The following is a 20,221-nucleotide window of genomic DNA, read 5'->3' as shown; positions in this document are numbered from 1 at the left end:
CCCGAAGCGCCGCCGATGTGGGCGGCTTTTTTTGTACCCAAAATCATCAAACAAACAAAATGGAGGAACGTATATGGAATTTTTCAATCAGGCAATCGACATTCTCAAAATTCTGGTCATGGCTCTTGGCGCCGGTCTGGCGGTATGGGGCGTCATCAACCTTCTGGAAGGTTACGGGTCGGATAACCCTGCGGCAAAATCACAGGGCATTAAGCAGCTTATGGCCGGCGGCGGTGTTGTTCTGATCGGCCTTCAGCTTATCCCTCTGCTGTCCGGCCTGTTCAGCTAAGTGTCACCCGTTGTCCCTTTTCCAGAAAAGGAGCTGATGTATGGACTTTATCATCGACGCAATCGTTGAATGGCTGAAAGGTCTGCTCGTCGATGGTATCATGGGAAATCTGGACGGCCTTTTCGATAACGTCAATCAGAGCGTTGGCGAGATCGCCACACAGGTAGGCACGACCCCGGCGGACTGGAACGCCGGGGTCTTTTCCATGATACGACAGATCTCCGAAACTGCCATTCTGCCAATCGCCGGGGTCATCCTCACTTTTGTCATGACCTATGAACTGATACAGATGCTCATAGAACGCAACAACCTCCATGAAGTTGACACATGGATGTTTTTTAAGTGGGTGTTCAAAACCTTTGTGGCTGTGATGATCCTGACGAATACCTTCAATATCGTGCTGGCGGTCTTTGATGTGAGCCAGCATGTGATCCAGCAGTCAGCGGGCATTATCCAGAACGGGACAGAAATCACGCCGGATGTGCTGGACAGTCTGCGGACAGAGCTTGAGGCGATGGAGTTAGGCCCTCTGTTCGGACTCTGGCTACAATCCTTCCTGATCCAGCTTACCATGATTGCCTTAAACATCGTGATCTTCGTCATCGTATATGGCCGTATGATTGAAATTTATTTACTCACAAGTTTAGCGCCTATCCCGTTTGCCACCGTCCCCAACAGGGAAACCGGACATATGGGGCAGAACTATTTCCGCTCCCTCTTTGCGGTGGGCTTTCAAGGTCTGTTGATCTTAGTCTGTGTTGCCATCTATGCGGTGCTGATCCAGAGTATCGCCGCCGACGGCGACCCCATCGGGGCGATCTGGGGATGCGTGGGATATACGGTGTTGCTGTGTTTTACCCTGTTCAAAACGGGCAGCCTTGCAAAATCCATCTTCGGCTGCCATTAAGAGACTTCGGGCCATGCTGACCCGAAGCGGAAAGGAGGCGGTATGCCCCGGCGTTACAAACAGGGTGCGGACGGACAGCCGCACCCGGCTTTCTACGGAAAGCTCCCCGAAGAATTTTCTAAAGCAGACACCATGCGCTTTATGGTGGAAACCGATCTGAAACTGTCCGGGTGCGTATCGGCGGACACGCTGGCGGCACTCCGGGCGGAAGGCTATGACTACAAGGACGGGAACCTTGTTCCCGCCGGAAAGGAGGAAACCATGCAGGAAAAGGTTGCAAACACCACCCCGACCGCACCGTTGAAGCTGGATGTAAGCGTGCGGGTCATCGAACCTGTGAAAAATCTGATGGGCTTTGCCAGCGTGAAATTCAATGACTGCTTTGTGGTGGAAAATCTGAAAATCGTACAGGGCAGCAAGGGCCTCTTTCTTGGGATGCCCAGCCAGCCGGACGGCAAAGGCGGCTACCGGGATATGGCCTACCCTGTCACAAAGGAGTTCCGAGAACAGCTCAATACCGCTGTTCTGCAAGCCTATGAGGCAAAGCTGGAACAGATGGCGGAGCGCGGCTCTGTGGGGCGTGCGTCTATCAGCGACCAGCTCAAAGCCGGGAAAGCGGCTGCCGAACAGGCAAAGGCAGAACGGCCTCCGAAGGAAAAATCCAGCCGCAGCGCAGAGCGTTGATCTCGGGCCATGCTGGCCCGAAGCAGAAAGGAGGCGGGAACCATGCCACGCAAACGGACGGGCTATGACGCGGCCTGCTACTATGACGGAAAACTGCTGGGCCGCTGTACTAAAGCGGACAGCGACGCCTATACCCTGTTGATGAACGCCTGCGGCGGGGACGCCGCCCGTGTCCTTCGGGAATATGCCTATTTTTCCCCGGAACTGAAAGTCATCTTAGAAAAGGCAGCACTCATGCAGGCGGACCGGAGCCGGACGGGCGGAATGTTCCATGCGCCGAAAAGCTCCCCATGGGGCGAGGTGCAAAGCTGTGAAACCCTCTGTCCGGGGGTGTTTCTGGTATCTACCGCCAGCCACGGCGGAACGATGGTGGCAAACGAGGTAGCCGCCGTCCTCTCCCCGGCGGCGAAAAAGTGCGGCTTCAAGGATAAGGGCTATATCTGCTATGAGGAGGACGCACAGGAAAGTGTGGTGCTCCGGGAACTGCTGGACAAAAAACTGTGGAACATCCCTGACCGCATTAAGGACAAAGGACAGTTTGAAGAAAAACTCAATCAGTCCATCCGGCAGTATCACCCCGAATACTGGCGGGCAAGGCAGAGCGGACGAGAGGCCGCCGAAGCTGCCCGCAGCACAGCCCCGGCCAAAGAGGCCGCAAGATAACCTCGGGCCATGCTGGCCCGAAGCAATAAAGGAGGTGTACCAAAATGGCCTATGTGCCAGTACCAAAAGACCTTTCCAAAATCAAGACAAAGCTGGCCTTCAACCTAACGAAGCGCCAGCTTGTTTGTTTTTCCAGCGCAGCGGCGGTGGGCCTCCCGGCCTACCTGTTTTCCCGTGGCAGTATCGGGAACAGTGCCGCCATGTTCCTGATGATCGGCCTCATGCTCCCGTTCTTCTTTCTGGCTATGTATGAACGAGACGGTCTGCCGCTGGAAAAAGTGCTGAAAAACATCATCCGCACCCGGTTCCTCTATCCCCGTGTGCGGCCTTACAAAACCGAAAACTTCTATGCGCTGCTTAGCGCCAGAAAGGAGGCGCAGCCGATTGCGAAACAGCAGAAGGGCCGGAAAGCCCGCAGGCAGAAAGCCTGAAAAGCAGGGCCTTACCGGCCTGTTCACGAAAGGAAAGAACATTCCCACCACCGCCCAGCAGACCCTCCCTTACCGGGAAATGTACCGGGACGGGGTGTGCCGGGTAGCGGACCGCTATTACACCAAAACCATTGAATACGAGGACATCAACTACCAGCTCGCACAGTCCGAAGATCAGGCAGCCATCTTTGACGGGTGGAGCGCCTGCCTCAACTACTTTGACAGCAGCCTTCCGTTCCAGCTTTCCTTCCTCAACCACCGGAGCCGCCCGGGCAGCCGGTACAGCGTGAACATCCCCATGCAGGACGATGATTACAACAGCGTCCGGTGTGAGTATGTGGAAATGCTGGAAAACCAGATCGCCAAAAGCAACAACGGCATTGTCCGCACAAAGCTCCTGACCTTCGGCGTGAACGTGGACGACCTTCCCACCGCCAGGTCAAGGCTGGAACGTGTAGAGGCGGACATTTGCGGGAACTTCAAAAAGCTGGGCGTCAAGTGCCGCTCCCTTTCGGGGCTGGAACGGCTGGAGCTTCTTCACGGGCAGCTCCACCCTGGCAGCGGCTCCCCCTTCCGGTTTTCATGGGATATGATCCCCAAAACCGGGCTTTCCACCAAAGACTTTATCGCCCCGGACAGCTTCGACTTCCGTTTCAGCCGTCTGTTCCGGGTGGGGACGACTTGGGGCGCTGCCTCCTACTTGCAGATTTTGGCCTCGGAGCTCTCGGACAAGCTGCTGGCGGAGCTTTTGGAAATGGATGCGGAAATGACCATCACTCTCCATATCCAAACCGTCGATCAGGCCGCCGCCGTAAAATCCATCAAGGCCAAAGTCTCCGACATTGACAAGATGAAGGTGGAGGAACAAAAGAAGGCAGCCCGGTCAGGGTACGACATGGACATACTTCCACCCGACCTTGTAACGTACAGCAACGACGCAAAGACCCTCTTGGAAGATTTACAGAGCCGGAATGAGCGAATGTTCCTTCTGACCTTCCTTGTGGTAAACATGGCCCCGACCCGCCGGGAGCTGGACAATGACCTGTTCACGGTGTCGGGTATCGTCCAGAAATACAACTGCACCTTGAAGCGGCTGGACTTCCAGCAGGAGGATGGTTTTCTTTCCAGCCTTCCGCTGGGCCATAACGGCATTGAGATCAAGCGCGGCATGACGACCAGCTCCACGGCCATTTTCGTTCCCTTTATGACGCAGGAGCTCCGCATGGATGGCGAAGCCGTCTATTACGGGCTCAACGCACTTTCCCATAACGTCATCATGGCAAACCGGAAAAATCTCAAAAACCCCAACGGCCTGTTCCTCGGCGTGCCGGGCTCCGGCAAATCCTTTGCCGCAAAGCGGGAGCTTGTGAACGTGTTCCTTGCCACCCGTGACCGGATCATTGTGGTGGACCCGATGGGCGAATACTCGCCCCTTATCAAGCGGCTGGGCGGACAGGTCATCGAGATCGCCCCGGACAGCCCCCACCACATCAACCCGATGGACATTGACCTGAGCTTTGACGAGGAAAACCCGATGGCGCTGAAAGCCGACTTTATCCTGTCGCTGATGGAGCTGATCGTTGGCGGCAAGGATGGCTTGCAGCCGGTGGAGCGGACCGTCATTGACCGCTGTGTACGCCAGATGTACCGGGAACATTTGCAGGACCCGGAAACAAGCAAAATGCCGACCCTCCAAACCCTGTATGACCTGCTCTGTTCCCAGCCGGAGGGCGAGGCGGTACGGCTGGCAACTGCCCTTGAAATCTATGTGTCGGGTTCCCTTAACGTGTTCAACCATGAAACCAATGTGGACTTAAACCGCCGTCTGGTATGCCTTGACTTAAAAAAGCTGGGGGCCGGGCTTCGGACGATTGCCATGCTCATTATGCAGGACTTGGTAAACTCGCAGGTGTCCATGAATTTCCTGCGCGGTATCGCTACATGGTGCTACTTCGACGAATTTCATGTGCTGCTCCGTGACCGTCTGACGGCAAGCTATTGTGTGGCGATCTGGAAAATGCTGCGAAAAAAAGGGTGCGTTCCCAGTGCTTTAACGCAGAACGTGAAGGATTTTCTGGCAAGCCCGGAGATCGAGAACATCTTTGAAAACTCGGACTTCCTTGTGCTTCTCTCGCAGGCACAGGGGGACCGGCAGATTTTAGCCAAACAGCTTGGGATCAGCCCCCATCAGCTTTCCTATGTGACCCATACCAATTCCGGCGAAGGGCTGCTGTTCTTCGGGAACACCACCATCCCGTTTGTTGACCGCTTCCCGCAGAATACCGAGCTGTACGCCATTATGACCACCCGCCCGGAGGACAAAAAACAGGAAATGAACCGGGCATAACGCACTTCGGGCCATGATGGCCCGAGGTTTGGAAAGGAAGGATACATCATCGGAAAGAAACCGGATAAACGGAATTTTCAAAGGCCGGGGCCGACGGAGGATACCGGGAGCAATCGCCCCGGACCGGCTGAACGGGAAGGGTCTTCCCCCGCACCATCCCGACGCCTGCGGTTTAAGGACGAGGATACCGGGCAGGACAGTCCTTCGGGCCACAATGGCCCGAAGTCCAAAAGCGGTAAGTTTCAAGAGGACAGCCGGAAAAGCCGTCCCTCTGACCGCATGAGGCAGGAAGATGAAGCGGGCGGGCCGCAGGATACCGGCAAGGCACAGGAGCCGGAGGGCTCCGCCGAGAAGGCCGGGAGCAAAAAGGACAAGTACCAGAAAGCACAGGCAAAAGCGGAGCGCGCCGGGGAAAAGCTGGGAAAGGCCCGGGAGAAGCTGGATAAGGTCGAGGCGAAACGGGCGGCGCAGAAGCCACCGGGGCTTGCAAAGAAAGCTGTCCGGGGAGCCCGCACCGAGGCATGGTTTTATCTCCACAACAAAATCAACGAAGTCGAACATGAAAATGTGGGCGTGGAAGGAGCGCATAAATCCGAGCTGGCCGCAGAGGCCGGAGCCCGGAAACTGACCCGCTATGCCAAACGCCGCTGGCGGGAACACCCAGCCCGGAAGGTGGCAAAGTGGGAACGGAAGGACATAAAAGCCCGGGCCAATGTGGATTTTCAAAAGATGGCCTCCGAGCACCCGGAACTTGCCAGCAATCCGCTTTCCCGTGTGCAGCAGAAATGGAAACTGAAACGCCGGTATTCCAAAGAAGCAAAGGCGGCTGCAAAACAGGGCGCAAAGGCCGCAAAGAAAACCGCTGCCGCTTCGGGAACTGCGACCCGTCGGGCGGCGCAGTTTGTGACCCGTCATCCCGTGGCGGTGCTGGTCCTGCTCCTGCTGTTGCTGCTCTGTTTTCTTGTGTCGGCGGTAAGCTCTATCTTTCCCACGCTTGGCAGCGGCCTTGCCAATGCGTTATCCGGCACCTCCTACGCCTCGGAGGATACGGACCTGCTGGGCGTGGACGAGGACTACACGGCACTGGAAAACGAGCTGGCGCAGACGGTAGCGAACATCGAAAGCACCCATCCCGGCTATGACGAGTACCGCTATTCCGTGGACGAGATCGGCCATAACCCCTATGAGCTGGCGTCCTATCTCTCGGCAAAGTACCATGTGTATTTCCGGGAACAGGTGCAGGACGAACTGCGGGAGATCTTCGAGGCACAGTATGAGCTGACCTTGACGGAGAAAGTCGAGATACGCTACCGCACCGAAACCAGCACCGACCCGGAGACCGGGGAAACCACCACCGAGGAAGTCCCCTATGAGTATTACATTCTCAATGTGACCCTCACAAACAAGACGCTGCCCGCCGTGATCCTGCCGAGGCTTAACGAACAGCAGCGGGAAATCTACACCGTTATGCAGCAGCTCAAAGGCAACAAACCCTATCTGTGGGAAGGGATTTACAACGGCGGCGAAGATACCGGCCCCAGCTATGAGATACCCGGCGAGGCGCTGGATGACCCGGCTTTTGCGGCGCTCATGGAAGAAGCCACAAAGTACATCGGCTGGCCCTATGTGTGGGGCGGCTCCAGCCCGTCCACCTCCTTTGACTGTTCGGGCTTTGTCTGCTGGGTGTACACGGCCAGCGGCGTCCACAACCTGCCCCGTACCACGGCGCAGGGCATTTACAACCAGTGTGCTATCATTTCCCCCTCCGAGGCAAAGCCCGGCGATATTATCTTTTTCACGGGAACCTATGACAGCCCCGGCCCTGTGTCCCATGTGGGGATTTATGTGGGCGACGGGATGATGCTTCATTGTGGTTCGCCCATCCAATACGCAAACATCAATTCAAGCTACTGGCAGACACATTTCTATGCCTTCGGGCGTTTGTGAGCCAGAGGAAAGGAGTCCTTGCATGAACAAGATCGACAAGCTCGATAAGGAACTGGAAAAAGCCCGGGAGAAGGCTGCCGAGTGGCAGGCCAAAATCCGGGAGCTGGAAAAGCAGAAACAGGAGGAAGAAAACAGCCAGATCGTGCAGGCGGTGCGCTCCCTCAAACTGACGCCCGCCCAGCTTATGGCTTTTTTGAACGACCCCAAAAACAGCCTTACCGCTTCGGGTCATACTGACCCGAAGCCGGAGGCACCCGAAAAGGAGGACACAGCCCATGAAGAAAATTAAATACCGCAGGCTGGCGGCGATGGCTGCCAGCCTTTTGTGTTGCCTGATCTTTACAGTCCCGGCTTATGCACAGAGCAGCGAGCCGCAGCCGGAGACAGCTCCCTCCCTGGCAGAAACCGAAGCAGAGCCGGAAACCCAGAACCCCTTTACCCCGGACGGGACGGGAACCGTGGTGGACAACGCCACCGACGAGGATGGAAAGGAGTTCTACACCATCACCACAGCAGACGAGAGCGTGTTTTATCTGGTGATCGACAAACAGAAAACCAGCGAGAACGTCTATTTCCTCAATACCGTTACCACAGACGACCTTCTGCCTCTTGCCGAACAGGGTAAGGAACCGCCCAAAGAAGTGACCCCGGAGCCAGAGCCAAAGCCCACCGAACCGGTGGAGGAAGTACCGGAACCCGAGCCGGAGAAAAAGGACAGCCCCCTTCTCTCTCTGCTCCTGATCGGTGCGGTGGTGCTGGCCGGCGGTGGGATTGGTTACTATTTCAAGATTTACAAGCCGAAGCATGAGGCCCCGGATTTGGAAGATGATTACTGCGAATATGAGGACGGGGAGCTGGAGGAGATCGCAGAGGAACCCGAGGACGAAGATACCCCGCCGTGGGAGGAAGATACGGAGGAATGAGAATGAATTTTACAAGCAGCCCTTTTGAACGAATGATGAAGGAAGTACCGCACCCTGGCTGGGACAATGACAACCCTTGTAAGGGATGCCGTTACTACAAGGAGTGCAAAGGAAAGAAAAAACAGTGCCGGAAGAAATTCCGGGCGCTGATCGTGGAGCCCCGCCCTTCGGGCCATTGTGGCCCGAAGTCTTAAATGGACGCCCGGGAGCTGACCCGTGACGAGAAGAAGAAAATCCGTTCTCTGGTCACGGGGATGTGTGCCAACTATGACAGGGAAAGCGGCCTGTGCCTTCCTCTGGACTGTGCCTGTTATATGCTGCACAAGTGCTGGACAGGGGCGTACTGCCGTTACTTCCGTGAGGCTGTCCTGCCCCTTGACCCGGAGCTTCAAGCGGCGCTGACAACGGAAGGCATCTCCCCGGAACTGCGGGCCTGTGCGGTCTGCGGAAAGGCGTTTTTGCCCGAGGGGCGTCAAGCCTACTGCTCCGACGTCTGCAAGGCCGAAGGAAACCGTCGGAAAAGCCGGGAACGCATGAGGAAAATGCGGGAGAAAAGGCCGGGCGGCTGTTACGATTTGTCGCCTCCAAAGGCTTGACATTCCGGGCTTTTTTGAGGGTGTTTCCGGGGTGGGAATATCTTATTACATTTCTCCCCGGTCTGCCCTCTTATTTCGTAACATCCAGCACTTCGGGTCATGTTGACCCGAGGCACAGAAAGGAGGGATCTCTTGGAGACAGTACAAGGATATGTGATTTTGAAAGCTGCCACCTTTGAAACCGGACACAGCTTTGCGCTGGGGCATAATCCGGGAGCGCCGAGCCCCTTTGTGACCTGGCAGTTTACCGAGGGGGAAAACGGCCATCGGGATTACTACTGGGGCCGCTATGGAACCAGTCAGGCGTGGGCGCAGAGGGACTTTGACCGCCGGGTGGACGACTATCAGCAGCTTTACCATGCGGCGGTCAAGCATACCGAGCTGGGACCGGAGGGCGTTTACCGCTATTATTCCACCCAGCGACCCGTGGACATAGGCACCTACCCGAAGCCGCCGGATAACCAGCCTCTTTCCATCGTCAACTACGATGACGACAGGCGGCGTCCTGTGGCAGACGGCAGGCTGATGGCATGGGGCGAACTGACCTACGCAAAGCCGCTGACCGAAAAGCAGATGGAGGATTATGAACTGAAACCAGCACCGGGCAATCCTGACCGGGTGCGCCCATCCATTACCGCCCGGCTCAAAGAAGGAACCAGAGGGCAGGAACCCCCGAAGGAGCCCGGCCAGAAGCGGAGCCATAAAAACCATGAGGAACGATAAAGGAGGATCGCCATGCACGAAAAAGACAACTATCTGAAAACCGCCGAGCTCTCCACGGAGCAGAACTGCAACATGATCGACGGCGTACCCAACAACACGCCTATCCCACCCACGCCCCCGGAGTTGGACGCAAAACCGCTTGATAAGGTAAAGGAGCCCAAAGAGCGCCGGAAAGGCCGGGAGTTGGAACGCTGATGGAGAACCGCAAGCGGAATGTCCATCTGCACGTTATGGTAACGCCGGACGAGCTGGCAGCCATCCATGAACGGATGGCTGAGGCGGGCATTTCCAACGCCGGGGCTTATGTGCGGAAAATGGCTCTGAATGGATATATCCTGCACATCGACCTTGCACCTGTAAAAGAGTTGATCTCTCTGCAACGGCGCTGTTCTAACAATCTCAATCAGGTTGCCATACACGCACATACCTATGGCGTGTACCCGGAGGAAATCGACGGATTGAAGCGGGACTATGAAAAACTGTGGGGCGAGGTGTCAAAGGTGCTGCGGGAGCTTTCCGAGCTGGTGGCAAAGTAAGACGAGGGCGGCAGGTTCCGATGTTGGGACCTGCCGCCTTGTTCTTTTTACCATCTATATCTATGTTTCCGAAAATGTAATTCCCGAAGTCCAGCCTCTTTACAAATAGACGATAGAATTTTTAGTATTTCTTCTCGTGTAGAATTAAGCCATTCAGCAAGCTCACGATCATAGAAACAATAAGCGACATCTTCGCCTGTGCCATATGTCGAATAGGCTTTTTCCTTTTTGGCTATTTTCAATCGTCTGCGAATTGCTGTTAGCATATCAGTGATAGTATAGAGTTTTTCTCTCCATAAAGAGTTTTGGACAGAAGATTTTCCATCAGCCTGTTTTAATATGGAGCCATCACGAGTTCTTAGTACCCCTGTATTCAAGGCAATTAGCGTATCTTCAATCGCTTTATCAAAATCCTCCATTCGACCTTCTTGATAAATGTCATCTTGAAAGGCTGGACGATCAAAGCACTCCAAATAAAATTGGACAAGCTCTTTATCTTTTTCAAAGGCAGGTGTGGAAGAAGTAGTTTCGACTTCCAAAATTGCTGTCTGTTCTGCAAGCTGCTTCCAACTTTGTAGCAGTTCTTTAGGATAACGAGTAATATCCGTATCAATCAATTTAGAACAAGACTGGCATAACCAAATTCCATTTTCAAACGACTTTCTTTCTTCGGGTGTCATAGAAGCGTCATAGCGTGGACCGCCTTGAGCCGCTGCACAGATATGAGCTGCTACCCCTATATTTGTAATTTTTTCAGGATTGGTATTTGCCCCACAAGTCAACTTTCGGCAAGCAGGATTACTACATCTTCTACCAACCCGATTTGCCAGTAATTCCTTTGTTGCTGAAGTAAAGTCGTCTCTGCTGTTCCCCATGTTCATCACCTCGTCTAACCAAAATATTGATTTCATTATATCATAACTTTTTAGATAAAACCATCAAGCTTCGGGCCAGCATGACCCGAAGTTTTAGGACAGGATTTACTAATCTTTCGCAACATTTATGTCCCCGGGCAGGCATGATAAAATAGAGGTAGGAAGGATAGATAAAGGAGGTTTTGAAGATGAAGATACTGCTGAAAATATTGGTTGCTCCCTTTGCTTTAGCGTTGTCCCTTCTGGCGGCTCTGCTGGTGTTCCTATTTGATATTTGTGCCGTCCTGCTGACGATTGCCTCTGTGATCCTGACGGTGCTGGGTGTCGCTCTCTTTTTCACGCCGACGCCCATAGGCGGGATTGTATTTCTGTTTCTTGCCTTCCTTCTTTCGCCGTATGGACTGCAAGCGGCGGCGGGCTCCCTTCTTTGGGCGCTGGACGGAGGCAAATCCGCTCTGTACCGGTTTCTGGCAAGTTAAGCAGCCTCGGGCCATACTGGCCCGAAGTCGGGGCGGTCTGAATGGGCCGCCCCTTTCTCATGGAAAGGAGGAATGATTTTTGGCTACCACAACTTTGTTACAGCGCCATGCGGGCGAAGGCGAAACGATTGCTGAGGCTATCCGGGATTGTCTGGACTATGGCAAGGACCCGGAGAAAACAGAAAGCGGAAAGTATATCTCCGCTTATGAATGTGATCCGGCCACCGTGGCGGACGAGTTCCTTTTGGCAAAGGCCAGCTATGCCGCTATGACGGGCCGGGAACAGAAGAAAGAAAATAATGTGCTGTGCTATCAGATACGACAATCCTTCTATCCGGGCGAGATCACCCCGAAGGAGGCGAACCGTATCGGCTATGAGCTGGCTATGCGCTGGACAAAGGGGCGGCACGCTTTTATCGTTACCACGCACACCGATAAGCAGCACATCCATTGTCACATTTATTACAACTCCACCACCCTTGACTGCACCCGGAAATTCCGAAATTTTTGGGGCTCCAGCTTCGCCCTTCGGCGGCTCTCTGACAGGCTGTGCCTTGAAAACGGGCTATCCATCGTGGAGAACCCGAAGCCCCGGAGCAAGGGCAAGTATCGGAACTATGGAGAGTGGCAGAAAGACCGGAAAGGGCCGCTTTCCTATCAGGACAGGCTGCGCCTTGCCATTGATACTGCGTTGGCGGAACGCCCCGCTGATTTGGACGAATTTCTCAATTTGATGAAGCGGGCCGGGTATGAGGTCAAGACGGTTCGGGGCGGCGGTATCAGCTTCCGGCTGACCGGGCAGGGACAGGAACGCTTCACCCGTCTGCGTGCCTCCACGCTGGGGGACGGCTACGACTTGCAAGATGTTCTGTCCGCCATTGAGGGCAAAGAAAAACGCCCCGGGCGCTCGGAGCGGAAAATCAGTCTGGCGGTGGATATTCAAGCAAAGCTGGCTGCCGGTAAGGGGCCGGGATATGAACGCTGGGCGAAGGTATTTAACATTAAGCAGATGGCTGCCGCTCTTGCCTATATACAGGACAATAACCTGACCGATTATGAGCAGTTGGTGAAGAAAGCCACCGAGGCGGCAGACCGTTTCCATGTTATTTCCGAACAGGTCAAGCAGACGGAGCAGGCCATGAAAACCAATGCCGGGCTAAAGGCCGCAACGGTTCAGTATGCCAAAACCCGCCCAGTCTTTGAGCAGTATAAGGCGACGAAGTACAGCCGGAAATTCCTTGCGGAGCATGAGGCCGACCTTGAACTGTACCGGGCTGCACAAGCGGAAATGCGCTCTCTGCTGGGCGGGGCGAAGCTCCCTAAAATGGATGTGCTGAAGGAGGAAGGCCGCAAGCTCACAGCAAAGAAAAAACAGCTCTATGGAGAATACCAGAAGGCACGACGGGATATGCAGGAGATCGTCACGATCAAGGCGAACATTGACACTCTGATGGGCTACACCGAGCCGGGAAGAAAGCAGGAAAAGGAGCGTTAAGGTTATGAAAATAAGGAGCAAAGCGACGCTGACACTTCGGGCCATGTTGGCCCGAAGATACGGGTTTGGGGCGAGCCCCAACAAGCCGCCTTTGTGCCACTTGTGGCCACAGAGGCATTGCTTGCCACTTAGCGACAGCCCCTAAAATGACGCAAAAAAACAGAGGCCCTTATTCTGGAACCTCCGTTTCCCTGGCTTTCTTAATGCCTTCGGCTGTGGCTTCTATCACGACAAGCTCTTTTTCATTCATGGAGTTTAGAAGTACATCAATGTGCTTTCTACAAGAGCTTGACCTTGCCCCTCCGTCCGCATGAATAAACTGGTCAACTGAAACGTCAAACATAGTAATGAGTTTAACAAAAAGGTCGAAGCTGGGATACTGACCTTTGTTCTCAATATTCATAATGGTACGGGAGTCACGGTCTACTAATTCCGCAACATAGGCTTGTGTCCAGCCCTTTTCTTCTCTGGCTCGTTTGAGAGCTGCCCCGAGGCCGTGAAAGTCAAACCTTCTTTCATCTTGGTTCATTCTCATATCACCCTATATCATTCTACATTTCGGGTTGAATTATGAGAATGTAATGAGATTTTACATTAAGTAGTATTTTGTTTCGCATCCATGTAGGCTCTAACTTGTATTATTCGAGGTAGAGAACTATAATATATCCTGTGGAGGTGCGAAATGGACTATATGACATTGAAAGAGGCCGCCGAAAAGTGGGGCGTGACACCTCGTAGGGTAAATTATTATTGCGCCGGAGGGCGTATCCCCGGCGCTGTGAAAATGGCCGGTGTTTGGCTACTCCCTAAAACTGTGGAGAAGCCGATTGATGGCCGGACAAAACAAGGAAAGGAACTGCGCCATGAATAAAATTTTGATTATAGATGATGACAGAGAACTGTGCGCTTTGATTAAACGTAGCGTACAAGCAGAAAACATAGAAGCTGATTTTTGTAATACCGGAAAAGAGGGCTTACAAAAATTAAGAGAGCAGGAGTATCAGCTTGTGGTGCTGGATGTGATGATGCCTGGTATGGATGGCTTTGAAACGCTGGAAGAAATCCGCAAAGAGAACAGTCTGCCGATTTTGATGTTCACATCTAAAAATGACAGCATTTCTAAAGTACGGGGCTTACGAGCCGGGGCGGACGATTATCTGACAAAACCATTTGATATGGACGAACTGATTGCCCGTATTGCGTCCCTCATTCGCCGCTACACCCGTTTTAATCATCAAGCCGGAGCTGTGCAAAAACTGGATTTTGATGGATTGCAAATTGACCTTGAAAATCGTTCTGTTACGACGGCAAACGGCACTTTTGAACTTCCGCCAAAGGAATTTGATTTGCTCCTGTACTGTGCAAAGCATCAAGGAAAAATTTTGACCAAACAGCAGATTTATGAGGAAGTATGGGGTGAAGAATATTTCTATGATGACAGTAACATTATGGCGATTATCAGCCGACTTCGTAAAAAATTAGAAGTCAATCCTTCAAGCCCAAAGTATATACAAACGGTCAAAGGGATTGGCTACCGGTTTAATAAGGAGGTGTAGTCAGCATGGAAATTATCGTATTCTTGTCCATTGTGATTGCTGTTGTGGCTGTATTGACTTCCATCGTTCTCGTTCGGCGTGTAAAAAAACAAATAGCAGAAATGACCGATGTGCTGGTTGATGTGAAAAACGGAAATGGCAACCGGCGTATTCTATCTGCAACAAATGAACTGACAGCACCTCTTGCCTATGAAATCAACGAGATCGTTGTGGCCTATGAAAGCAGACTTTCAACTGTACGGCAGACAGAAGAAACCAACCGCCAACTTATGACGAGCCTTTCCCATGACGTGCGAACGCCCCTTACTACTCTGATTGGGTATCTTGACGCTGCACACAAAGGACTGGTCACAGGAAAAGACCGGGATGATTATATTGAAACCGCCCGCCGGAAAGCCCATGATCTGAAAGAATATATTGATGTGCTCTTTGACTGGTTCAAGTTAAATTCCAACGAGTTTGCTTTAGAAATCCAGAGCGTTGAGGCCGCAGAGCTGACAAGAAATATCCTGATTGACTGGATACCGATTTTTGAGGATAAACAGGTTGATTATGACATTGATATTCCCGAACAGCCTGTCCGGGTAAGATTGGATATGGACAGCTATATGAGGATCGTCAACAATCTCATTCAAAATGTAATTGCTCACAGCCATGCAGACAAAATCAAAATTGTCCTATCAAAGAAGGAAAATAACATGAAGCTGCTGCTGGCGGATAATGGAGTGGGAATTGAGAAGGAAGATTTGAAACACATATTTGAACGGCTTTATAAGTGTGATAAAGGACGCTCCGAAAAAGGCAGCGGACTTGGTCTTTCTATTGTCCATCAGCTTGTAGAAAAGATGGGTGGGAGTATAACAGTTGAAAGTTTGCCGGGAAAAGGAACTGAATTTATGTTGCTTTTTCCTTTGGAGAGTTAAGCGGGTTCCCGTCTTTATGGCGGGAGCCTTTGTCATTTTACTGGATTTCAAATTGCAAGGTTAATGCAAGGTTGCGGCAAGGTTAATGCAAGGTTGGCATGATAGAATACCTTACAGAACAGGAGGTTTTGAATATGGATACAAATTATATCATTGAAACAAAAAATCTGACGAAGCAATACGGCTCACAAAAGAGTGTGGCTGACTTAAATATCCATGTCAAGCGTGGGAGAATTTATGGTCTGTTGGGTAGAAACGGAGCCGGAAAAACCACTACCATGAAAATGCTGTTGGGTTTAACGAAGCCTACTTCCGGTGAGGTCAAAATCTGGGGAAAGTCTTTGCAAGGAAATGAAAAGAAGTTGCTGCCCCGCATTGGCAGTTTGATTGAGTCCCCTGGTTTTTATCCCAATCTGACCGGCACAGAGAACCTGCGTATCTTTGCTACTCTGCGGGGCGTACCAAACAATCATGCTATCAAAGATGCTCTGGATCTGGTAGGACTGCCCTACAAAGATAAAAAGCTCTTTTCACAGTATTCTCTTGGTATGAAGCAGCGGCTTGCCATCGCCCTTGCCGTTATGCACGATCCGGAGCTTTTGATTTTGGATGAGCCGATCAACGGCCTCGATCCCATCGGTATTGCAGAAGTACGCTCCTTTATTCGGGAGCTTTGCGACGCAAGAGGAAAAACTATTTTGATTTCCAGTCACATTCTTTCGGAGATTTCTTTGCTGGCTGACGATATTGGAATTATCGACCACGGCGCGTTGCTGGAAGAAGAAAGCCTTGCTGAGCTGGAGCAAAAAAGCAGTAAGCATATCCGTTTTACGCTCTCTGATACTGCACAGGCGGCAAGAATTTTGGAACGCAATTTCCATGAAAACCATTTCTCCATACAGGACGACCACAATCTGCGCCTGCACAACCTTGATCTGCCTGTGGGGAAAATTGTAACTGCCTTTGTAGAAAACGGATTGGAGGTATCGGAGGCGCATACTTGTGAAGAAAGTCTTGAAGATTACTTCAAGCGTGTGACAGGGGGAGAAGGAATTGCTTAAACTAATCAAATGCGAATTTTTGAAATTAAAACGGAAGCCATTGGTATTTATTTCCCTACTGCTTTCTGTTTTTATGCCATTGGCTTATGCTTTCTTTCTGGCAGATGTAAACACTGATGTGGATGCTGTAAATGGAGTGATGTCCAGCCTATTCCAGCTTAGTGCATATTTGCTTTTGATGCCGCTTCTTGTGATACTGGCTTCGAATCTGTTGTTTGAGGAACTTGATAATGACACACTGAAAAACCTTGTTACCGTACCGGTAAATAGAACCAAGCTGGTGCTGTCCAAGATGCTGGTTTTACTGTTGTTTGCCGTTGGCTTTATGGCAGTTGGAGGATTGGTAAATCTTGTGGTTTTGTTGTTTCAGGGTTGGGAACCGGTTGGGTTTTGGACCTTGTTTGGCGTTGGAATTGAAGAAGGGCTGATTATGTGGGTGGGCGCACTTCCCTGTATTCTGCTCGTTGTTCTTCTTAATAAAAACTATATCGTGTCTGTCGTGATTACCTTTTTCTATACGATTGCGAATTCTATCCTTTCCACGAACGATATGTTTCTCACACAGCCTTTTGGTTTGAACATAGGAACCCTGTTTCCGGGGCCGCTGGCCTTCCGCTGGACATTCCAATTTTATGACCAAAGCCAGACCAGTGCGGAGTTAGCAGATTTGTTGGAACGGGTCAGTCCGTATTTTCTGAATGGTGTTCAGGTATTCGGTGTGATTATTGTGGAAGCCATTGTATTTCTTGCGCTGATTGCATTTGTTTACCGGCGACAGGAAATCTAAGGGGGTGTGACTATGTGGAACTTATTAAAATCGGAATTACTGAAACTGCGCCGGTGCCAGATTCTTTTGGTAGGGCTGGTGGCGCTTGCACTCTGTCCTTTGGTTCAGTATGGAAGTCAGTTGATTATGGAGGCAGAGTACCGAAATCCAAATTATGATTTTTCTGCACTATTTGAAAATGTTGTTTGGGGAAACACTCAGATATTCCTTCCAATTTCACTGGTAATGATCGGAGGATGGCTTATAGACAGAGAATCCACTCATGATACACTGAAAAACATCATGACAATTCCTGTTTCTATGCCGAAAATGTTGGGAGCTAAGTTACTTTTAGTCGGTATGCTTGCAGTTCTGCTGGGAATATACAGCGTTGGCATTACCTTGATTACTGGATTGACGGTTGGATTATCGGGACTGACAGCGGAAGTGTTTTTTCATGGAGGTACGCAGATCGTGTTAGCGGCTCTGACGACCTATTTGGTCTGTATGCCGCTGATCCTGATTTTTGGGCAGATCCGAGGGGCATATCTGGGCGGTTCCATTCTGGCGTTCTTCCTTGGATACAGCATGTTGTTTTTCAAAAGTGGTATCCTTGCCAGCATCTATCCGTTCTCTGCTGCGCTGATTTTAGTGGGATTTGACATGAGTGAATATGCCGGAACAACCACATCCGCAACCCCCTTGTTGGCGGTCATTGGGGTTGGCATCATGGGTCTCTGGGCTGTGCTGTTGTTACTGATGTCCAGTAACAAAAAAGAAATGAAATCCCGTAAACAGGCAAATGCCAAGGGAAAAGGAAAGCGTGCTGTACGCAGGAAAGGAAGGTGATAGCTGTGAAGAAAATAGTTTTATCATTATGCCTGATACTATTGGGTGCTTCTGTGCTTTCAGGTTGTACAAAAGACGAATTTCTCGATCAGTATAACAATATTGTTCAGTCTGCTGGTTCCATAGCGCTTACCGGAAATTCATCCTTACAAGGTACGAAAGAAAAAGGAATTGATGATTATACAGGAAGCTATACAGCCAACTATGAGGATTTTTCAGATACAGAGTATTTGTTCGGAGGAACTTCCATAAAGAGAGAATCCGGTAAGGAGCTATCCATTGATTGCACCTTGGAGATTACGGAAGGTACTGCAAAAGTATTCTGGATTTCTGGATCTGATGAAGCAGTCACTTTGATTGAAGCAACCGGAACTTATAGTGACACAATTACACTTCCTGATGGTGGAAATTATATCGGCATTGAATGTGAGAATTTCACAGGAAGCATTGAATTAAATATTGAATAACATTCTGCCGGACGACGGCAAAAGAAAAAAGCCGTCGTAGAGCAGACACATTTTCACGCGCCTATGAAGCGGCGGCTTTGATTTTCAGAGCCGCCGTTTCTTTGCGTCTACACAAACCAATGACGACTTGCAGGGACACGGTAGCCGATGGGAGGTTATTTTGCCGTGTCCTTTTCTCTTTTTCGCAGTATCCATGATCTGCACCAGTTAAAAAAAGCGTAGCTCCCCCTCCGGGACAGTCTGGTTATGAATATGAAATTAGACAACACATAAATGAATATGTAACTTCATGCGTCCGTGTGGCTTCATGCCGCCCGGGCGCTTTTGCGTTCTTATGGGGCCGCTTCGGGCCATGTTGGCCCGAAGTCATTCCCCTGTGTCGCTCCCCGCCGCCTTCGTTTCGGTCACTCGTCAACTAACAACCGAAACGGAGGTCAATATGGCTATTATCAATTTGCGGGACTATTACCCATTCTATACATCGGATTGCTTCATGGAAGTATCGGAAGAAGTTGCAGAAATGTTCAAAGAGTTTGATCGTAGAGAGGCTGCCTACCGGCTGCGTACATACCGCCACAAAGCCTACTATTCCCTTGATCGGAATGACGGACTGGAGCATGAAGCTGTCTTTGTTGCCTTATCTCCCCATGAACTGTATGAACGGAAAGTGACCATGCAGGAGCTTCACGCAGCGATTGCCAGTCTGCCGGACAAACAGGCAAAACGGATTTACGCTCATTTCATTCTCGGCATGACCAAACAGGACATTGCCCGGGCAGAGGGCGTCCATGAAAAAGTGGTTCGTGTCGCAATCGAGCGAGGTCTGCGGCGCTTAGAAAAAATTTTGAAAAATTCTTTGTAAGGCGTACCGATTTAGGCCGGAAAATGAAATGGTTTATGAGAGGCAAAACACTTCGGGTCACAATGGCCAGAGGTTCAGACAAGCCTCATGCAGATTGAAAATTGAATAAAAAGACACCCGGATACGAAGGGGAACGCGCTGTGTGACAGACCCGCCATGACCTCGGATTTCAAAGAATACAGTCTTTGTAAAACTGAGCGAGCGAACAGGTCCATGCCATAGGTGGGGCAAGGCTGACTCCACCGGAACAGGCGCAGAACCCGGATACTTGCGTTTAGTCACAGTCCGAGCGTTGAAGCGGCCTTGCAAGCCGTGAGCCGTCGCAGGCAATGAGAACGCCTTGCCATCAGAATGGGGAGAGTTGAAATACTATGGGGCATGAAGCCTATGTCCGTCCGGTGTGTCTGAAATGAAATGAAAACCTATGGGGAGCCCCCGGCAATGCTGTCTGATGATAGGCCAACCGATCCGGCGTGGCTCCCCATCTTTTCAAAAAAGGAGCACTTTATGGGAAATGCGTTTGGAATGATCCCCGGCTTGGAACCGGACGAATGGAGCAATGACGCCTGCCGTGGTTATGTCATTATGGCAATGGAGGACTGCGGATTTTCAAAGAAAGATATACGGCGTGTTGTGGGGCAGCTTTATGAAGTATTTGACCTCAACAGCGTGGAGGACGCCAAAGAAAAGTACCATTCCAGTCCTTACTGACCTCGGGTCACATCGACCCGAAGTGGAGAAAGCTCAAAGGGCGGCACCTGCTGGGTGCCGTCTTTTGACATTTCCCCACGGGACAAGTGGGAAAGGCAGGCATATACACGCACTTTCGCAAAGGAGGTTTT

The 20,221-nt window shown here is 51.4% G+C and carries 27 protein-coding genes; 25 read left to right on the top strand and 2 right to left on the bottom strand.

Annotated features, from left to right (window positions below):
- Nucleotides 1-73 precede the first annotated feature (73 nt).
- The 14 genes from PG418_RS04455 to PG418_RS04390 all read left to right on the top strand — a co-directional run bounded on the left by PG418_RS04455 (nucleotide 74) and on the right by PG418_RS04390 (nucleotide 10,046).
- Nucleotides 74-289, top strand: coding sequence for a Maff2 family mobile element protein (locus tag PG418_RS04455; RefSeq protein WP_016306504.1), 216 nt, complete (start codon nucleotides 74-76; stop codon nucleotides 287-289).
- A gap of 40 nt (nucleotides 290-329) precedes the next feature.
- A complete protein-coding gene (locus PG418_RS04450; protein ID WP_117762130.1) occupies nucleotides 330-1,196 on the top strand; it encodes a VirB6/TrbL-like conjugal transfer protein, CD1112 family in 867 nt (288 codons plus the stop codon).
- Between the two features lie 42 nt (nucleotides 1,197-1,238).
- Nucleotides 1,239-1,880: a septation protein SpoVG family protein gene (locus PG418_RS04445; RefSeq protein ID WP_158579726.1), complete on the top strand. Its 642-nt coding sequence runs from the start codon at nucleotides 1,239-1,241 to the stop codon at nucleotides 1,878-1,880.
- Nucleotides 1,881-1,889: 9 nt separating this feature from the next.
- On the top strand, nucleotides 1,890-2,543 hold the full coding sequence (locus PG418_RS04440; protein WP_118278676.1) for a DUF7007 domain-containing protein: 654 nt from the start codon (nucleotides 1,890-1,892) through the stop codon (nucleotides 2,541-2,543).
- A 44-nt stretch (nucleotides 2,544-2,587) separates the two neighbouring features.
- On the top strand, nucleotides 2,588-2,974 hold the full coding sequence (locus PG418_RS04435; RefSeq protein ID WP_003500106.1) for a PrgI family protein: 387 nt from the start codon (nucleotides 2,588-2,590) through the stop codon (nucleotides 2,972-2,974).
- On the top strand, nucleotides 2,892-5,321 hold the full coding sequence (locus PG418_RS04430) for a VirB4-like conjugal transfer ATPase, CD1110 family (RefSeq protein WP_498837110.1): 2,430 nt from the start codon (nucleotides 2,892-2,894) through the stop codon (nucleotides 5,319-5,321). The genes PG418_RS04435 and PG418_RS04430 overlap by 83 nt, the downstream gene beginning before the upstream one ends.
- A 279-nt stretch (nucleotides 5,322-5,600) precedes the next feature.
- Nucleotides 5,601-7,268 (top strand): C40 family peptidase, encoded by a 1,668-nt coding sequence (locus tag PG418_RS04425; RefSeq protein ID WP_118653074.1) that lies wholly within the window; start codon nucleotides 5,601-5,603, stop codon nucleotides 7,266-7,268.
- Between the two features lie 22 nt (nucleotides 7,269-7,290).
- Entirely contained in the window at nucleotides 7,291-7,557 is a 267-nt protein-coding gene (locus PG418_RS04420) for a DUF4315 family protein (RefSeq protein ID WP_005927622.1), read from the top strand.
- Nucleotides 7,544-8,191 (top strand): DUF4366 domain-containing protein, encoded by a 648-nt coding sequence (locus PG418_RS04415; protein ID WP_118653076.1) that lies wholly within the window; start codon nucleotides 7,544-7,546, stop codon nucleotides 8,189-8,191. The genes PG418_RS04420 and PG418_RS04415 overlap by 14 nt, the downstream gene beginning before the upstream one ends.
- 2 nt (nucleotides 8,192-8,193) lie before the next feature.
- Nucleotides 8,194-8,385, top strand: a complete 192-nt coding sequence (locus PG418_RS04410) for a hypothetical protein (protein WP_025543446.1) — start codon at nucleotides 8,194-8,196, stop codon at nucleotides 8,383-8,385.
- Entirely contained in the window at nucleotides 8,386-8,787 is a 402-nt protein-coding gene (locus PG418_RS04405) for a cysteine-rich VLP domain-containing protein (RefSeq protein WP_025543447.1), read from the top strand. It abuts the gene before it with no gap.
- Between the two features lie 132 nt (nucleotides 8,788-8,919).
- Nucleotides 8,920-9,510 carry a defense against restriction DarA-related protein gene (locus PG418_RS04400; RefSeq protein WP_243101484.1) on the top strand — a complete coding sequence of 197 codons (591 nt, stop codon included), beginning with the start codon at nucleotides 8,920-8,922 and terminating at the stop codon, nucleotides 9,508-9,510.
- A gap of 12 nt (nucleotides 9,511-9,522) precedes the next feature.
- Nucleotides 9,523-9,705, top strand: coding sequence for a DUF4316 domain-containing protein (locus tag PG418_RS04395; protein ID WP_003500078.1), 183 nt, complete (start codon nucleotides 9,523-9,525; stop codon nucleotides 9,703-9,705).
- Nucleotides 9,705-10,046, top strand: a complete 342-nt coding sequence (locus PG418_RS04390) for a plasmid mobilization protein (protein ID WP_012741672.1) — start codon at nucleotides 9,705-9,707, stop codon at nucleotides 10,044-10,046. Before PG418_RS04395 ends, PG418_RS04390 begins: the two co-directional genes overlap by 1 nt.
- 47 nt (nucleotides 10,047-10,093) lie before the next feature.
- On the opposite strand, the gene PG418_RS04385 is transcribed toward PG418_RS04390, so the two are convergent.
- Complete coding sequence (locus tag PG418_RS04385) at nucleotides 10,094-10,921, bottom strand: hypothetical protein (RefSeq protein WP_015553877.1); 828 nt, start codon at nucleotides 10,919-10,921, stop codon at nucleotides 10,094-10,096.
- A 188-nt stretch (nucleotides 10,922-11,109) separates the two neighbouring features.
- Here PG418_RS04385 and PG418_RS04380 point away from each other — a divergent pair, with 188 nt between their 5' ends.
- Both PG418_RS04380 and PG418_RS04375 read left to right on the top strand, forming a co-directional pair.
- Nucleotides 11,110-11,400 carry a CD1845 family protein gene (locus PG418_RS04380; protein ID WP_005927606.1) on the top strand — a complete coding sequence of 97 codons (291 nt, stop codon included), beginning with the start codon at nucleotides 11,110-11,112 and terminating at the stop codon, nucleotides 11,398-11,400.
- A gap of 79 nt (nucleotides 11,401-11,479) precedes the next feature.
- Entirely contained in the window at nucleotides 11,480-12,895 is a 1,416-nt protein-coding gene (locus tag PG418_RS04375) for a relaxase/mobilization nuclease domain-containing protein (protein WP_118653080.1), read from the top strand.
- 169 nt (nucleotides 12,896-13,064) lie between these two features.
- On the opposite strand, the gene PG418_RS04370 is transcribed toward PG418_RS04375, so the two are convergent.
- Entirely contained in the window at nucleotides 13,065-13,424 is a 360-nt protein-coding gene (locus PG418_RS04370; RefSeq protein WP_036626676.1) for a helix-turn-helix transcriptional regulator, read from the bottom strand.
- Nucleotides 13,425-13,577: 153 nt separating this feature from the next.
- Between PG418_RS04370 and PG418_RS04365 the strand changes: the two genes are divergently transcribed.
- From PG418_RS04365 to PG418_RS04325, 9 genes are all read left to right on the top strand, one after another.
- Complete coding sequence (locus PG418_RS04365) at nucleotides 13,578-13,766, top strand: helix-turn-helix domain-containing protein (protein WP_097780854.1); 189 nt, start codon at nucleotides 13,578-13,580, stop codon at nucleotides 13,764-13,766.
- Nucleotides 13,759-14,451, top strand: a complete 693-nt coding sequence (locus tag PG418_RS04360; protein WP_117802754.1) for a response regulator transcription factor — start codon at nucleotides 13,759-13,761, stop codon at nucleotides 14,449-14,451. Before PG418_RS04365 ends, PG418_RS04360 begins: the two co-directional genes overlap by 8 nt.
- A gap of 5 nt (nucleotides 14,452-14,456) precedes the next feature.
- On the top strand, nucleotides 14,457-15,374 hold the full coding sequence (locus PG418_RS04355) for a sensor histidine kinase (RefSeq protein ID WP_118626712.1): 918 nt from the start codon (nucleotides 14,457-14,459) through the stop codon (nucleotides 15,372-15,374).
- 134 nt (nucleotides 15,375-15,508) lie between these two features.
- The gene (locus PG418_RS04350) at nucleotides 15,509-16,435 is read left to right on the top strand and encodes an ABC transporter ATP-binding protein (RefSeq protein WP_007860248.1); all 927 of its coding nucleotides are present in this window, start codon (nucleotides 15,509-15,511) and stop codon (nucleotides 16,433-16,435) included.
- Nucleotides 16,428-17,222 (top strand): ABC transporter permease, encoded by a 795-nt coding sequence (locus PG418_RS04345; protein WP_118626711.1) that lies wholly within the window; start codon nucleotides 16,428-16,430, stop codon nucleotides 17,220-17,222. The genes PG418_RS04350 and PG418_RS04345 overlap by 8 nt, the downstream gene beginning before the upstream one ends.
- A 12-nt stretch (nucleotides 17,223-17,234) precedes the next feature.
- A complete protein-coding gene (locus tag PG418_RS04340) occupies nucleotides 17,235-18,050 on the top strand; it encodes an ABC transporter permease (protein WP_118626710.1) in 816 nt (271 codons plus the stop codon).
- Between the two features lie 5 nt (nucleotides 18,051-18,055).
- Nucleotides 18,056-18,517 (top strand): hypothetical protein, encoded by a 462-nt coding sequence (locus tag PG418_RS04335; RefSeq protein WP_118626713.1) that lies wholly within the window; start codon nucleotides 18,056-18,058, stop codon nucleotides 18,515-18,517.
- Nucleotides 18,518-18,956: 439 nt separating this feature from the next.
- On the top strand, nucleotides 18,957-19,379 hold the full coding sequence (locus PG418_RS04330; protein WP_182457315.1) for an RNA polymerase sigma factor: 423 nt from the start codon (nucleotides 18,957-18,959) through the stop codon (nucleotides 19,377-19,379).
- Between the two features lie 507 nt (nucleotides 19,380-19,886).
- Nucleotides 19,887-20,090, top strand: coding sequence for a hypothetical protein (locus PG418_RS04325; protein WP_044927990.1), 204 nt, complete (start codon nucleotides 19,887-19,889; stop codon nucleotides 20,088-20,090).
- Nucleotides 20,091-20,221 lie beyond the last annotated feature (131 nt).

Source organism: Bariatricus sp. TF06-38A (genome assembly GCF_027690675.1).
Lineage (GTDB): Bacteria > Bacillota > Clostridia > Lachnospirales > Lachnospiraceae > Allocoprococcus > Allocoprococcus comes.
This window is presented reverse-complemented; position numbering and strand designations above follow the sequence as displayed.

Excerpts from the sequence above, each read along its gene's own strand:
- PG418_RS04455 (WP_016306504.1), top strand. The coding sequence starts at position 74 with ATGGAATTTTTCAATCAGGCAATCGACATTCTCAAAATTCTGGTCATG.
- PG418_RS04450 (WP_117762130.1), top strand. The coding sequence starts at position 330 with ATGGACTTTATCATCGACGCAATCGTTGAATGGCTGAAAGGTCTGCTC.
- PG418_RS04445 (WP_158579726.1), top strand. The coding sequence starts at position 1,239 with ATGCCCCGGCGTTACAAACAGGGTGCGGACGGACAGCCGCACCCGGCT.
- PG418_RS04440 (WP_118278676.1), top strand. The coding sequence starts at position 1,890 with ATGCTGGCCCGAAGCAGAAAGGAGGCGGGAACCATGCCACGCAAACGG.
- PG418_RS04435 (WP_003500106.1), top strand. The coding sequence starts at position 2,588 with ATGGCCTATGTGCCAGTACCAAAAGACCTTTCCAAAATCAAGACAAAG.
- PG418_RS04430 (WP_498837110.1), top strand. The coding sequence starts at position 2,892 with ATGCGCTGCTTAGCGCCAGAAAGGAGGCGCAGCCGATTGCGAAACAGC.
- PG418_RS04425 (WP_118653074.1), top strand. The coding sequence starts at position 5,601 with ATGAGGCAGGAAGATGAAGCGGGCGGGCCGCAGGATACCGGCAAGGCA.
- PG418_RS04420 (WP_005927622.1), top strand. The coding sequence starts at position 7,291 with ATGAACAAGATCGACAAGCTCGATAAGGAACTGGAAAAAGCCCGGGAG.
- PG418_RS04415 (WP_118653076.1), top strand. The coding sequence starts at position 7,544 with ATGAAGAAAATTAAATACCGCAGGCTGGCGGCGATGGCTGCCAGCCTT.
- PG418_RS04410 (WP_025543446.1), top strand. The coding sequence starts at position 8,194 with ATGAATTTTACAAGCAGCCCTTTTGAACGAATGATGAAGGAAGTACCG.
- PG418_RS04405 (WP_025543447.1), top strand. The coding sequence starts at position 8,386 with ATGGACGCCCGGGAGCTGACCCGTGACGAGAAGAAGAAAATCCGTTCT.
- PG418_RS04395 (WP_003500078.1), top strand. The coding sequence starts at position 9,523 with ATGCACGAAAAAGACAACTATCTGAAAACCGCCGAGCTCTCCACGGAG.
- PG418_RS04390 (WP_012741672.1), top strand. The coding sequence starts at position 9,705 with ATGGAGAACCGCAAGCGGAATGTCCATCTGCACGTTATGGTAACGCCG.
- PG418_RS04385 (WP_015553877.1), bottom strand. The coding sequence starts at position 10,921 with ATGGGGAACAGCAGAGACGACTTTACTTCAGCAACAAAGGAATTACTG.
- PG418_RS04380 (WP_005927606.1), top strand. The coding sequence starts at position 11,110 with ATGAAGATACTGCTGAAAATATTGGTTGCTCCCTTTGCTTTAGCGTTG.
- PG418_RS04370 (WP_036626676.1), bottom strand. The coding sequence starts at position 13,424 with ATGAACCAAGATGAAAGAAGGTTTGACTTTCACGGCCTCGGGGCAGCT.
- PG418_RS04365 (WP_097780854.1), top strand. The coding sequence starts at position 13,578 with ATGGACTATATGACATTGAAAGAGGCCGCCGAAAAGTGGGGCGTGACA.
- PG418_RS04360 (WP_117802754.1), top strand. The coding sequence starts at position 13,759 with ATGAATAAAATTTTGATTATAGATGATGACAGAGAACTGTGCGCTTTG.
- PG418_RS04355 (WP_118626712.1), top strand. The coding sequence starts at position 14,457 with ATGGAAATTATCGTATTCTTGTCCATTGTGATTGCTGTTGTGGCTGTA.
- PG418_RS04350 (WP_007860248.1), top strand. The coding sequence starts at position 15,509 with ATGGATACAAATTATATCATTGAAACAAAAAATCTGACGAAGCAATAC.
- PG418_RS04340 (WP_118626710.1), top strand. The coding sequence starts at position 17,235 with ATGTGGAACTTATTAAAATCGGAATTACTGAAACTGCGCCGGTGCCAG.
- PG418_RS04330 (WP_182457315.1), top strand. The coding sequence starts at position 18,957 with ATGGCTATTATCAATTTGCGGGACTATTACCCATTCTATACATCGGAT.
- PG418_RS04325 (WP_044927990.1), top strand. The coding sequence starts at position 19,887 with ATGGGAAATGCGTTTGGAATGATCCCCGGCTTGGAACCGGACGAATGG.